We start from the raw sequence: 13,046 nt of genomic DNA, 5'->3' as shown, positions 1-13,046 counted from the left end.
CCTCAGGCGACCTGCTCCGCGGAGAACCCGCCCGTCGAGTAGGTGATCACGGCGCCCTCCTCGGCCCTTGAGAGCAGGCCCGCGACGGCGTCGCGGCACCGCGAGGCGTCCTCGACGTGGTCGAGCCGGCCGGTCACGTCGATGTTGTCGTGCCGGTGGGTCTCGACGGTCACCATGAACCCGCCGGAGGGGTGCGGCAGGGTCTTCACCGCGACCACCTCGGACACGCGGTACCAGTCGCCGTCCTCGGCGCGGATCCAGCTCGGCTTCGCCATGGGCCGGATTCTGTCCGCCGGGACGTCCTCCCGTCACGCCTCGGTGAGCTCCTCCTCGGCGATCTCCTCCTCGGCGATCTCCTGCCCGGTGTCGTCACCGGCGGGCCGCCAGGCCGAGGAGAGCAGCCCGCTGGGGTCGCGCGGGACGGGCCGCGGGGAGGCGTCGGCGTCCTCCGGGGCCAGCGCGGCGAGCGTCGCCACGGCGGCGGCGAGCTCCGCCGCGTCCACGCCGAGGGCCGCGAGCATCTCGGCCGCCTGCCCCCAGGGCCGCGCGCCGAGCGCCGTGAGCAGCCCGGCGGCCGTCACCTCGCCCGGGTCGCCGACGTCGGCCACGGTGCGCGACGCGTCGCGGAGCACGTCGGCGACCGCGTCCCCGGGCAGCGGCCGCGCTCCGGCGGCGGCCCGGATCACCGGCTCGGACACCGACGAGAGCACGACGAGCTCCATGGCGGCGTCGGCCATCTCGGCGGTGACCCCGGCGACGGCGAGCACCCCCGCCTCGGTGCCACCGGCGCGCACGAGCCCGAGCAGCAGGTGCCCGGTGCCGAAGTACGCGTGGCCGCGCTCGTCGGCCTCCTGCCAGGCGAGCGCGACGACCCGCTCGGCGTCCTCGGCGACCGAGGGCGCGGCGCGCGGGCTGGGTGTGGGCCGGACCGGGACCGCGAGAGGCGCACCGGCCAGCGTGTCGTGGATGGGCGTGGTCGTCCCCATGGAGGCTCCCTAGCGGGTCGCGGGGATCCGGACGAGCAGGCCCGCGGGGCCCCGGGCGCGTCCGGGGCCGGGGTGGCACCGCTGGTCATCGCCCGAGGTCCCGGCCGGGTCGTGCGCGGCGGGGACGGGACGAGGGTGGGGGACGGCGCCCGACGGACGGTGACCCTGCGCCGACGGTCGTGGTCGGCGGGCCCCGTCCGGCGGAATCCCGGCCGACACGCCGACCGGGACGGCGACGCCTCGTTCCCGGGGTCACCCCGCGGAGTGATCGCCGTCGACCCTCGGACCGCACCCCTGGTGCGCAGCAGCGTGCTTCGCCGTGGGTCACCGTCGCGTCGTTCCGAGCAACCCGATAGCCTGACCGAGTGAGCACCGGGGGCGAGTCGCTCACGTTCAGCGATGGGGGGCTGTCATGGGAAGTGCCGTCACCAGAACCCGGCCGCGAGGCCACGGGCGTGGGGGCCTGCCCGGCCTCGCCGAGCTCCCGTCCCTGCGGGGGATGACGCCCGCGGAGGCGCGGGCCGCGCAGGTGCTGGGCATGGCCTGGGACCCGGCGGACGTCGTCGAGCTCGCGATCGAGTGGGCGGGTACCGGCCTCGACAACGCGCTGCTCGTCGACCTCGCCGGCTCCGACTGGGACGACCCGGACCTGCCCGCGCTCTGGGACCACGTACTCGACGACCTCGCCCCGGCGCACCCCGCGCCGAGCACCGCCCGCCGCCGGGTGGCGGCCTACCTCGCCCGGCGGCGCGGGATCACCGTGCGCGTGCGCACGGCGGTCGTGCCCGGGCCACGGCGGCCGATCAGCGCGTCCTGAGGCGTCAGGTCCCCACGAATCCCGTGCGCGGCCCCTCGTCGTGCAGGCGCGCGAGGACCACGGCGTCGGTGCGCACGGTGGTGCCGTCGCCGAGGTCGAGCGTCGGGTGCGACTCGCGGGCCTCGAGGTGGGCCACGATGCGCTGGCGCAGCGATGCGGCGGTGTCGTCGTCGAGGCCGGTGACGGTGTACTCGTGGCCGCTGCGCAGGGCCACGTACAGGCTGGAGCTCATGGCCCCAGCCTGATCCACCCGCGGGCCGGTCGGGGCCGTGTTCGCGCAGAGCAGGAACCCGGAACCAGACGTCCCGGGCAAGGCTCCGAACGGTGGGTCGCCACCGGGCTCACCCTCGACGTGCGGCCGGCCCGTCGACGAGAGGACGCTCACGGACCAGGACACCGTCGTCGTCTTCGCCTCGGTGCGCTGAGGGGAACCGGGAGGATCGAGCCATGGACGCCATCGACGTGCTCGTCGACGCCTTCGGCCGGGCGCAGGGCGATGCGCACCGGGCCGTCGAGGGGCTGACCGCCGACGAGCTGAGCTGGCGCGCGGACGCCGAGGCCAACCCGATCGCCTGGCTGGTCTGGCACCTCACTCGGGTGCAGGACGACCACGTCGCCGACCTCGCCGGCACCGAGCAGGTCTGGACCGCGGACGGGTGGGCGCGCCGCTTCGACCTGCCCCTCGACGACGCCTCGATCGGCTTCGGGCACACCTCCGAGCAGGTCGCGTCCGTGCGCGTCGAGGACCCGGCGCTGCTCACCGGCTACCTCGACGCCGTGACCGCGCGGACCGTCGCCCACCTGCGCACGCTGGCCGGCGACGATCTCGACGAGGTCATCGACGACCGCTGGGACCCGCCGGTGACGCGCGGCGTGCGGCTGGTCAGCGTGGTCGACGACGACATCCAGCACGCCGGGCAGGCGGCCTACCTCGGGGGGCTCGTGCGCCGGCGGCGGTGATCCACGCGCGCCGGTGTTCCTCACCACTGTCCCACCCGATCAGGGGTTAGACTCCGGCGCGGCGATCAACGCACGTGGGGGTGGGGCGGCAGATGCGGAGCCAGGGCGTCCGGGGGCCACGGGTGCTGGCCGCCCTGTCCGCGGCGGCGGCCCTGCTGCTCGCGGCGGGGTGCGAGAGCGGGTCCGCGCGCGCGTCGGCGGCACCGTCCAACGTGCTCGGTCCCGGCCTCACCCACACCCAGTTCAGCGCGATCGACGCCGGCCCGCAGGCGGCCGGGCAGGTCGCCGTCGCCCTCGCGGCGCAGCCGATGCCCCAGGCGCAGCACATCATGGGGTTCGGCGTGGCCAACCCCGAGCCGTCCCCGGGCGAGTACGACTTCGCGGGCCTCGACGCCCGCATGGACTTCATCCGCCGCAGCGGCGGCACCCCGGTGATCACCCTGTGCTGCGCCCCGGACTGGATGAAGGGTGGCGCGGAGGGCACCACGGACTGGAGGCGGCTCGAGGTCGCGCCCGAGCCCGAGCACTACCAGGACTTCGCCGACCTGGCCGCCGAGATCTCGCGGCGCTACCCCGACGTCCACCACTTCCAGGTGTGGAACGAGTTCAAGGGTTTCTTCAACGAGGAGACCAAGACCTGGGACGGCCCGGCGTACACCGACCTCTACAACCGGGTCTACGACGCGCTCAAGGAGGTCGACCCCGGCAACCAGGTCGGCGGGCCCTACATCGAGATGGGCGCGCCGCCGCCGGGCGTGTACACCGGGCCCTCCGAGCTCACCGGCCCCTGGGGGCTGGTCGACCAGCGCGTCCTCGACGCCTTCGACTACTGGAACGACAACAAGCGCGGCGCCGACTTCGTCGTCGTCGACGGGCACACCACCACCGAGGAGGGCGCGCCCGACGACGCCACCGCGCTGGCGAAGATCGGGGACGTCAACCGCTGGATCCAGGGCCGCACGTCGCTGCCGCTGTGGTGGGCCGAGTGGTACGTCGAGCCGGACGCGGCGCGCTGGCCGCCGGAGAAGCGGCTGGCCCAGCGCGCGGCCGGGCTCGTCGAGTTCGCGCGCACCGGGGTCGCCACGTCCTTCTACTGGAACGCGGCTCGCAACGCCGCGTCGCCGTCGGGGCTGTGGAGGCCCGACGGGACACCCGAGCCGTTCCTGGGGACGCTGCAGGAGTTCGCGCGCCAGTTCCCGCCGGGCGCCCCGGTCACCGACGTCGGCGTCGCGCCGCCGGTGTTCGGGGCCCGCGGGCCGCGCGCGACGGTGCTGGTGAACACCAGCGACGCCCCGGTCACCGCGACGGTCGAGGGCGCGGACGTCGAGCTCGGGCCCTACGAGGTCCGCTGGATCCCCCGGGGCGTGTGAGCCCGGGTCAGGTCAGCGCGAACAACCGCTCCACCACCACGGCACCGAAGGCCAGCAGCAGCGGCCCCCACACGAACACGGTGGTGCGCAGGGCGGCGCGGCCGGGGCGGCGCAGCGCCCAGATCTGCTGGGCGAGCAGCACGCCGACCAGCCCGATCAGCACCGTCACCCCGACCGGGGTCCACTCCGTCGGCCCGATGCGCACGCCGAGCAGCTCCGGGACGCGACCGGTGATCGGGTCGAAGGCCTGGGGGTTGCGCGGGACCCAGACCTGGGCCTCGCCGGTGTCGAGGACCTTCTCCAGGCGGGGGTCGGCGGCCAGCGCGGCGCGCAGCTCCTGGCCCCAGCCCGCCGGGTAGCCGGCGCTGACCTCGAGGTACTGCTCCTCGGACCGCGAGGTGACGAAGTAGGTGCTGCCGCCCCAGTAGGCGAGCTGCTCGACCACGACCGACGGGTTGTCGTCGGCGTTCGGCGACGCGAGCGTCGCGCGCACCCCGACACCGATCGCGTCGGTGTAGCCGATCGGCATCATCGGGGTCGCCCCGGAGTCCATCGAGTCGGTGAGGAAGAGGACCTGGGCGCTGCCGGGCCGGTCGTACACCCACTGCACGGCGGCGAGCTCCCCCGGCGAGACCCGCTCGAAGGCCTCGTTGCCGTAGGCCGCGACGGCGTAGGCCGCGCCGAGCACGAGCACGACCAGCCCCGCGGCCACGTAGCGCCACACCGAGCCGAAGGCCGCGCGGAACCCGGTGCCCCGGGAGGTCTCGGGGAAGAAGGCCATCGCGATGAGCACGCACGCGCCGGGCAGCGCGAACATGTAGACCCGCAGCCCGATCTCGCCGCCGTAGCTCTGCACCAGGACCGCGAGGAACGGCGCGGCGAGCAGGAGCGCGACGACCCGGTCGTCCACCCCGCGGTGGCGCCGGCGCAGCAGGCCCACGACCGAGCCGACCGCCAGCACCCCGAACAGCGCGACGCGCACGAGCACCACCACGCCGTGGGCGAGGTCACCGCCGGTGCGGGCGGCGATGCTGGTGGCGACGTTGCCGGAGAGGTCGCCGACGCCGCTGAACAGGTCGTCGAGGTGGCCGGTCCAGTACGCCGCGGTCATGAGGCTCACCCAGGCCACGAGCAGCACGCCGAGCAGCACCGGCAGGCCGCGCAGCGTGGAGCGCCGCCCCAGCGCCAGCGCCGCGGCCGCGACGACCATGACGAACGGGGTGAGCTGGTGGCTCACGGTCGCCGCCGCGAAGATCATCAACAGCAGTCCGAGCAGGGCGACGCGGGTGGCCGGGGACGACGGCCGCGCGGCCGCCTCGCCGGCCTGGGTCGGCGTCCCGACCACGCGACCGACGCCCCGGCGCACCGCGCCCCCGCCGCGGCGCAGCCACGACGGCGTGCGGCGCAGCGCGCCGGCGACCCACGCCGGGCGCCCGGCCGGCCCGACGGCCTCGCGGCCCACCGGGCGGAACCAGGTCAGCAGGATCCCGATGAAGATCATGTAGAGCAGGAACGTGAAGCCCTGCGGCGAGAAGTAGTCCTGCCCGATCCACTGCAGGACCGTGAACAGCAGGGCGGCGAACCACTTGCCGCGCCAGCTCATCCGCAGGTTGCGCAGGATCAGCCACAGCGCGAGCAGGTAGAGCAGGTTCGACAGCAGCGGCGTCACCCGCATGAGCGGCAGCAGCGCGGTCGGCGACGCCCCGTCGGACACGAACGACACGAGGGCGAAGAAGCCGGGCCAGCTGAAGCGGGCGTCGACGTCGGGGGCGACGGTGCCGAAGGTCGAGATGAAGTCGACGAACCCCAGGTGCACGTACGACGTCGGGAACCGGGGCAGCGGCTCGATGAGCGCGGTGAGGCCGTGCAGCGCGCAGCACACGGCGACGAGCTGCGCGGTCAGCAGGACCTTGCGCTCGCGGGCCAGCGCGATCGCGGCCACGACGCTGACCAGCAGCAGCGCGAAGCCCACCAGCGTCAGCACCGGCAGCACCGCCACGAGGCCCCAGCCGCCGAGACCGCCGAGGTCCACCCACACCAGCGGCTCGACGATCATCACCAGCGACAGCAGGCTGGCCATCGCGACGATGACCGCGGGGCCCCCGCGGTCCACCGCGATCAGGAAGCGCTGCCACCGCGAGCGCTGCGGGGTCTCCCGGGGCGGGCCGGGGGCGGGGTCCGCGGCGACCTCCGCGACCTCCGCGGCCGGCTCCTCCTCCGCGGCCGGCGCCGCCTCCTCGGCCGGTGCCGCCTCCTCGGCCGGTGCCGCGTCCTCGGCCGGTGCCCGGTCCCGCACGACCACCTGCAGCGGGACGAGGCGCTGGTCGGCGACACGCGGCACCGGCGAGGGCCTCCACGGGTCGAAGGGGGCCGCGCGCCGGACGGCGATGACCCGCAGCAGGCGCGGCAGCACCATGAGGGCCACGGCCACCTGGCTGAGCAGCACCAGCACGCCGACCCCGGTCACGGGATCGATCGGCATCCCGAGCGTCCCGCCGCCCAGGAACAGGCCCGCCACCACCGTGCCGACGACGACGGTGCCGGAGACGACCTGCCAGCGCACGATCGCGTGGGCCCGGCCCTGCGCGCGCAGCACGCCGAGCCAGACCTCCATCACCGCGCGGCCCAGCGCCGCGAGCGCCAGCAGCTGCAGCAGCGGCGCGGCGGCGGCGTAGTCCGGGCCGAGGAAGCCGAGCAGCGGGCGGGCCAGCAGGAGCAGGCCCACCGCGGCCGCCCCGAGCAGCGCGACCGAGCGCACCAGGGCCGAGCGCGCGTAGCGGGCCAGCCGGTCGGCGTCGAAGACCCCCTCGACGGTGAGGGTCTGCGCGAGGTTGTTCGGCACCAGGTTGAGGACCGCGGCCATCATCCAGGCGATGTAGAACACGGCGAACGTCGACGGCGGCAGCGCGGCGGCCACCACGACCGGGATCAGGTAGATGGCGCCGAAGCCGAAGAGCGCGCCGATGAAGTCGCCGGCGAAGAAGCCGCGGATCTCGGTGCCGGTCGTGGCGCCGCCGGCGGTCTCGCGGGCGTGGCGCGGCACCCGGCGGGCGAAGACGAGCAGGTTGACCGGCAGGCAGAGCAGGATCATCGGCACGATCCACGCGACCCACACCCCGGTGGCGGGCATTGTGGCGGCGAGCAGCACCAGCAGGCCCGCCTTGACCAGGCCGAAGAGGGTGTTCTCGAGCGCCACCCACCCCGCGCCGCGCATGCCGACGAGCACGCCGTCCTGCACGGTGAAGATGTTCGCCGCGATCGCGACGCCGACGAACCCGATCGCCGCCCACGGGCTCGCCAGCAGCCCGAACGACGGCCCCCACCAGCCGAGGGTGAGGACGAACCCGGCGGCCAGCACCGCGACCGCCAGCGAGCTCAGCCCGTAGCTCACCAGCACCAGGCGCGCCGTGCGGCGGCCGCTCTGGGGCAGGAACCGGCTCAGGGTGCCGGTGATGTTGATGCCGACGATCGCCGAGAGGAGGGTCATCGCCGAGATCAGCGCCGAGGCGCGGCCGACGTCCTCGGGGGTGTAGAAGCGGGCCGCGAGGAACCAGAAGACGAGCCCGAGCAGCCCGGTCATCCCGGTGTTGACGATCAGCGCGTACGAGTTCCGCGAGAACGGGTCGGTGAGGTGGGCCCGCAGCCGGGCCCGCCGCGTGGCCGCCGGGGCGCCGCCGACCGTGAGCGTCTGCGTCCGCCCGTCCAGGGAGCCGGCCGTCACGAGCGCACCCGTCCCGCGAGCGCCGACCGTCCACGCCGCACGACCAGGTACCCGGCGGTCAGCGTCCGCTCCTTCCAGTAGATGCGGGCGTGGTGCTCGCCGCGGACCACCCGCCCGAAGGTGGCCAGGTCGGTGTCCCGCGCGACGGTCAGCCGCGGCAGGGCGTAGCCGTCGGCGCCCGGCGTGGCGGCGAAGTTGCCGACGCTCGCGGCCAGCCGGTAGCCGGCGTCGGCGACCGCGCGGCGCACCCGCGCGCTGGAGTAGCCGTAGGGGTAGGCGAGGTGCGGCACCTCGTGCCCCAGGCGCTCGGCGAGCAGGCGCTTGGGGCGGGCGAGCTCGTCGCGCAGCGCCGCGTCCGGCAGCTGGTCGAGCTGGGCGTGGCTGTGGCTGTGCGCGCCGACCTCGATCCCGGCGGCGTCGCACTCGGCGACCTGCGACCACGACAGCATCCGGTCCAGCGGCTGTCCGGCGGCCTCGGGGCCCGCGTCGTCGAGCCAGCCGGTGGTGACGAACAGCGTGCCCGTGGCCCCGGCGGCGCGCAGGCGCGGCAGGGCCTCGCGGTGGAAGTCGGCGTACCCGTCGTCGAAGGTCAGCGCGACCGGACGCTCGGGCGGCGCGACCTCGCCGCGGCGGATGGCGGCGAGCTCGCCCACCGTGATCGTCGTGAAGCCCTCGGCGGCGAGCAGCTCGAGCTGCGCGGCGAACCGGTCGGGGTGCACCGAGAGGGCGTGCGCGGCGTCGGCGGGCCGCTGCGCGACCGCGTGGTACATGAGCACGGGGATGGTCATGACGCGCTCCGGGCGAGCGAGCCGACGGCGTAGCCCGCGGTCGTGGTGAGCAGCCCGGCGGTGATGGCGCCGGCGCGCGCGAGGCCGTGGCGGTCGCCGCGCCAGGCCTGGCGCACCCCGCGCGTCACCCCCCGGCGCAGCGTCACCGCGGCGTAGCTGCGCTCGGCGGCGAGCCCGGCCGCGGCGCCGACGCTCCGCGTGACCAGCGCCTTCGACAGCCCCTCGGCGTAGCAGCGGGAGCGGAAGTAGCGGAAGCCCTCGCGGGCGGCCGGCACCCGGTGCCAGATCACCGCGCGCGGGTCGTGGACGAAGCGCGCGCCGGGGCGGTGCGCCGCGACGCGGATGCAGAACTCGGTCTCCTCGCACCCCAGCGGCCGGGCCCGGGCGGCGGTGCGGCCGATGTGGGTGGGGAAGCCGCCCGCGATGTCGAAGGCGTCGCGGCGGAACGAGGCGTTGCCGCCCAGCAGGTTGCGCACGGGGCCGGGGTCCCGGCCGACGAACGTGCAGCCCACGACCCAGTCGAACTCCTCGGGGAACCACGCCGGCCGGTCGGTGGCCCACCAGGGCAGCGTGAGCCCGCCGACGCCGAGCACGTCGGGGTCGTCGTAGCCCTCGGCGAACGTGCGCACCCAGTCGGGACCGGCGACGGCGTCGTCGTCGAGGAACGCGACGACCTCGCCGGTGGAGGCCGCGACCCCGGTGTTCTTGCCGCCGGACAGGCCGCGGGCCTGGGCGTTCGCGATCACGTGGGCCTCGGGCAGCGCGCGCTCGAGGCGGTCGCGCAGCGCGGGGTGGTGGTCGACGACGACGATCAGCTCGTGGGGGGCGACGCTCTGACCCCCGGACACCGACGCCGCGGCGGCCAGGACGTCGTCCCACCGCTCGTCGGTGTAGGCGCAGATCACCACCGAGACCGTGCGCGTCATGCCGACACCCCGCTCACGTGGCCGGACGGGCGGAAGCGGCCGCGGGCGCGCAGCACCCGGTCGGCCACGTCGTAGAGCCGCGGACTGCGGTCGACGGCGCGGCGCGCGGAGCGGACCGGCGCGGTGCGCGCCCAGGCCAGCGCCGCCGTCGGCACGAGGCGGGCGACCCGCCCCTCGGCGACCGTGGCTTCACCGGACTTCAGCTCGTCCTTGTAGGTCTTGGCGCCGCGGCCCATGTCGATGAGCGCCACCCCGTCGTCGGCCGCCGCACGGGCCATGGCGAGGTGCAGCAGCAGGCCGGGCGAGTACCGGCGCATGCTCGGGTCGTACGCCGGGAACCACGTCGGGACGACGCCGTGGTCGCGCAGGCCGAAGTGCCCGGCGACCAGCTCGTCGCCCGCGTAGAGCAGCGACAGGCACCCCCGGAACGTCCCGGCGCGCTGGTCGAGCAGCTGGTGCACCAGCCCGCGGATCCAGGGCCGGGCGAAGCGGTCCGAGCGCCCGGTGCGCTGGTACTGCGCCGACTTCCACTCCAGCACCGTGTCGAGCGCGTCGACGGCGCTGTCGTCGGCGGCCTCGAGCACGAAGCGCAGCGGGCCGTGCTCGCGCTCGAGGCGCCGCGCGCGCCGGGGCAGGTCGCGGACCCGGGAGGACCGCGTGTGGACCAGCTCGTACCAGGGGTCGAAGCCCTCGGAGAGGTCGATGACCGGCGACGGGGCCTGCGCGGTCCGGTACGCGGCGAGGAGGTGCTGGTCGGCCACGAGGTGGTCGAACTCCCACACCGAGAGCCCGCAGGCCCGCACCATCAGCCGCGCGTCCCACGTGGCGTCGTGCGCGTGCACGAGGCCCTGCGCGTCGCTCAGGCCCGGCGCGACCGGCAGCCCGCGCCCCAGCGGCGCGTGCTCGAAGGGGAAGAAGCCGAGGATCTCGTCGCGCTCGTGGACCACCCCCACGCGCGTGCGGGGCCGGAACCGCGCCACCGTGCGCGTGAACTCCGGGGACAGGAACGGAGTGCGCAGCGTCGGCGTGAGCGTCTGCAGCGCGCGCCACCGGCCGATCTCGCCCGGGGTGAGCTCGGCGGGCCGGACGACGTCGAACCTCACGGGCCCACCTCGGCGGAGGCGTCCGTCCGGGGTGTGCGCCCGGCGGCCGCACGCTCCGAGCGCGCGGTCGCGAGCTCGACGCCGACCCACACCGCCACGCTGATCCCGGTCACGACGAGCACGCCGAGCCGCACGTCCCACGCCCCGAGCGAGAGCATCACCTGGGCGACCACGGTGTCCAGCGCGAGCGTCCAGCCGACGGCGATCACCGCGCGGGCCACCGGTTCCAGGCGGTGGGTGGGCACGGCGACGGCGAGCGCGGGCACGAGCAGCAGGACCGCGGCGACGGGCAGCGGCTCCCGGCCGTCGAGGACCACGGCGGCCCACCAGCCGGCGAGGAGCGCGAGGGCGGCCCCGGCGAGGCTGGCGCCGAGGCGCGCGGTCCGGACGGGGACGCGCCGCAGGAGCGCGGCGGCGGTCACCTCATTTCCCCACGGGATCCGGCGCGGTCGCCGTCCCGGCCGGGCCGGCCGCGATCTCCGCCGCCGGGGCGCGGTGGTGCTCGTGCACGAAGCGGCGCAGGTGCTGCACCGCGCGGCCGCTCGGCCCGCGGTCGTGCTCGCGCAGCAGGGTGCGCAGCACGCGGGTGCCGTCGCGGACGACGTGGAGGTTGGAGTGCCCGTAGCGCCGCGGCATCTCCAGGCTCGGCACCTCGGCGATCCGGAAGCCGGCCCGCAGCGCCGAGATCGTCAGCGACGTCTCCACCTCGAAACCGGGGCGGCTGAGGTCCAGGTAGGGCAGGCAGCGCCGGTGGAAGGCGACGTAGCCGTAGCAGAGGTCGGTGAGGACCGTGTCGTGCATCCGGTTGACCATGCCCACGAGAACGCGGTTGCCGCTGCGGCGCAGGCGCGTGATGTCGCGGGAGCCGCCGCCGCCCATGAAGCGGGAGCCCTTGACGAAGTCGTAGCCGGTGTCGAGGAAGTGCAGGAAGTGCGGGATCTCGTCGGGGGCCATGCTCCCGTCGGCGTCGATCATGACGATGTGGTCGCCGGTGGCAGCGAGGAAGCCCTCCCGCAGCGCGTCGCCCTTCCCCGTCCCCGGCTGCTCGAGGACGCGGATGTCGGGCCGCACCGTCTGCGCGATCATCACCGTCGCGTCCCGCGAGTGGCCGTCGACCAGCACCACCTCGTCGATGCAGCTCGGCACCTGGCGCAGCACCCAGGCGATGTTGGTGGCCTCGTTCATCGCCGGGATGACCAGCGAGACCTTGGCGAGCTCCGAGACCTCGATGACCGTGTCGACGTCGTCCCGGCGGGTCTCGGCCCGCCCCTCGGGCCGTCCCTCGGCCCGACGGGGTCCGACGCGCGGCAGCGAGACGTCGGGGAAGGCGAGGTGCGGCGGGGTGAGGGGTCCGCGCCGCCCCTCACCCGTCGCACCGTTGCGCTGGACGGTCACCATTCCTCCATCGGGCTGATCGGGACCCCCGGGTGCGACGGTGGTGGGTCGCGGCCGACCGTCCCGCGCGGCCGATCCGGTGTCTCGGGGGGCACGGGAGGAGGACCGGGGTCCCTCAGGGAGAGGACGCTACGACGGGATCTCCCGGATCGGATCGCCTCGGAGGAGCAGCCGGGGTAGTCACAATTCACCAGGCGTCGGGGTCCTCGTCGTCCCGTTCGCGCACCAGGCGGACAGGGCGCGACGAGGGCGCCGTCGGGGACGCCGTCGGGGACGCGGGCACGGCCTCCGCGAGCGGGGCGAGACCCTCCGCGCGGGCGATGCGGACCGCCTCCAGCCGGCCGTGCACCCCGAGCTTGCGGAAGATCCGGTGGGTGTGCGTCCGGACCGTGTTCACCGCGACGTCCAGGTGGTCGGCGACGTCGCGGGCGGAGAGCCCGTCGACGAGGGCGCGCAGCACCTCGACCTCCCGCTCGGTGAGCGCGCTCAGGCGCCCGGTGGGACGCCGCGCCTCCGCGATGTCGGCGCGCAGGCCGTCGAGCACCGCGGCCAGGACGCGGGACGGGTAGACGCCGTGGCCCTCGTGCACGAGGCGGACCGTCTCGGTCAGCTCGTCCACCGACGACCCGTACGCCAGCCACCCCGAGGCGCCGGCGCGGGCGGCCCCGTGCGCGCTCTCCTCCCCCGGCTGCGCGAGCACGACCACGCGGAGCCCGGGACACGCTTCGCGCAGGGCCGCCACGCCGTGCTCCCACCGCGGCGGCCGGAGGGCGAGGTCGAGGACGACGACGTCGGCGCGCCGGGCGGCCAGGTCCTCCCAGCCCTCGTCGGTGCGCCCGGAGACGACGGCCAGCCACGGCTCGCGCGACCACCGGGCGACCAGGAGGTCGCGCAGCAGCTGGTCCGCGACGACGAGGACCTGGACGGGGCGCACGGTCCGTGGACACTAGGCACGCCGTGCGCGCCGGTCGTCCCCAAGA

General features: G+C 75.6%; 13 protein-coding genes. 3 read left to right on the top strand and 10 right to left on the bottom strand.

Annotated features, from left to right (window positions below; genetic code table 11):
- Window positions 1-2: 2 nt before the first annotated feature.
- Together PHK61_RS20845 and PHK61_RS20840 are read right to left on the bottom strand one after the other, a co-directional pair.
- Window positions 3-275, bottom strand: coding sequence for a hypothetical protein (locus tag PHK61_RS20845; RefSeq protein ID WP_274282937.1), 273 nt, complete (start codon window positions 273-275; stop codon window positions 3-5).
- A gap of 33 nt (window positions 276-308) precedes the next feature.
- Window positions 309-986, bottom strand: coding sequence for a Clp protease N-terminal domain-containing protein (locus PHK61_RS20840; protein ID WP_274282936.1), 678 nt, complete (start codon window positions 984-986; stop codon window positions 309-311).
- Between the two features lie 499 nt (window positions 987-1,485).
- On the opposite strand from PHK61_RS20840, the gene PHK61_RS20835 reads away from it, so the two are divergent.
- Window positions 1,486-1,803, top strand: coding sequence for a hypothetical protein (locus tag PHK61_RS20835; RefSeq protein ID WP_274282935.1), 318 nt, complete (start codon window positions 1,486-1,488; stop codon window positions 1,801-1,803).
- Between the two features lie 4 nt (window positions 1,804-1,807).
- On the opposite strand, the gene PHK61_RS20830 is transcribed toward PHK61_RS20835, so the two are convergent.
- Window positions 1,808-2,035: a hypothetical protein gene (locus PHK61_RS20830; RefSeq protein ID WP_274282934.1), complete on the bottom strand. Its 228-nt coding sequence runs from the start codon at window positions 2,033-2,035 to the stop codon at window positions 1,808-1,810.
- Window positions 2,036-2,250: 215 nt separating this feature from the next.
- Between PHK61_RS20830 and PHK61_RS20825 the strand changes: the two genes are divergently transcribed.
- Both PHK61_RS20825 and PHK61_RS20820 read left to right on the top strand, forming a co-directional pair.
- Window positions 2,251-2,763: a mycothiol transferase gene (locus tag PHK61_RS20825; protein WP_274282933.1), complete on the top strand. Its 513-nt coding sequence runs from the start codon at window positions 2,251-2,253 to the stop codon at window positions 2,761-2,763.
- Window positions 2,764-2,855: 92 nt separating this feature from the next.
- Window positions 2,856-4,133, top strand: coding sequence for a GH39 family glycosyl hydrolase (locus PHK61_RS20820; RefSeq protein WP_274282932.1), 1,278 nt, complete (start codon window positions 2,856-2,858; stop codon window positions 4,131-4,133).
- Between the two features lie 7 nt (window positions 4,134-4,140).
- Here the strand turns inward: PHK61_RS20820 and PHK61_RS20815 are convergent, their stop codons facing one another.
- From PHK61_RS20815 to PHK61_RS20785, 7 genes are all read right to left on the bottom strand, one after another.
- Complete coding sequence (locus tag PHK61_RS20815; RefSeq protein WP_274282931.1) at window positions 4,141-7,854, bottom strand: lipopolysaccharide biosynthesis protein; 3,714 nt, start codon at window positions 7,852-7,854, stop codon at window positions 4,141-4,143.
- Window positions 7,851-8,642: a polysaccharide deacetylase family protein gene (locus PHK61_RS20810; protein ID WP_274282930.1), complete on the bottom strand. Its 792-nt coding sequence runs from the start codon at window positions 8,640-8,642 to the stop codon at window positions 7,851-7,853. Before PHK61_RS20810 ends, PHK61_RS20815 begins: the two co-directional genes overlap by 4 nt.
- Window positions 8,639-9,568, bottom strand: coding sequence for a glycosyltransferase family 2 protein (locus tag PHK61_RS20805; RefSeq protein ID WP_274282929.1), 930 nt, complete (start codon window positions 9,566-9,568; stop codon window positions 8,639-8,641). The genes PHK61_RS20810 and PHK61_RS20805 overlap by 4 nt, the downstream gene beginning before the upstream one ends.
- Window positions 9,565-10,671 carry a GNAT family N-acetyltransferase gene (locus PHK61_RS20800; RefSeq protein ID WP_274282928.1) on the bottom strand — a complete coding sequence of 369 codons (1,107 nt, stop codon included), beginning with the start codon at window positions 10,669-10,671 and terminating at the stop codon, window positions 9,565-9,567. Before PHK61_RS20800 ends, PHK61_RS20805 begins: the two co-directional genes overlap by 4 nt.
- On the bottom strand, window positions 10,668-11,093 hold the full coding sequence (locus PHK61_RS20795) for a hypothetical protein (RefSeq protein WP_274282927.1): 426 nt from the start codon (window positions 11,091-11,093) through the stop codon (window positions 10,668-10,670). The genes PHK61_RS20800 and PHK61_RS20795 overlap by 4 nt, the downstream gene beginning before the upstream one ends.
- Window position 11,094: 1 nt before the next feature.
- Complete coding sequence (locus PHK61_RS20790) at window positions 11,095-12,066, bottom strand: glycosyltransferase family 2 protein (RefSeq protein ID WP_274282926.1); 972 nt, start codon at window positions 12,064-12,066, stop codon at window positions 11,095-11,097.
- Between the two features lie 187 nt (window positions 12,067-12,253).
- On the bottom strand, window positions 12,254-13,000 hold the full coding sequence (locus PHK61_RS20785; protein WP_274282925.1) for a response regulator transcription factor: 747 nt from the start codon (window positions 12,998-13,000) through the stop codon (window positions 12,254-12,256).
- Window positions 13,001-13,046 lie beyond the last annotated feature (46 nt).

The organism is Actinomycetospora lutea (assembly GCF_028737205.1).
Lineage (GTDB): Bacteria > Actinomycetota > Actinomycetes > Mycobacteriales > Pseudonocardiaceae > Actinomycetospora > Actinomycetospora lutea.
This window is presented reverse-complemented; position numbering and strand designations above follow the sequence as displayed.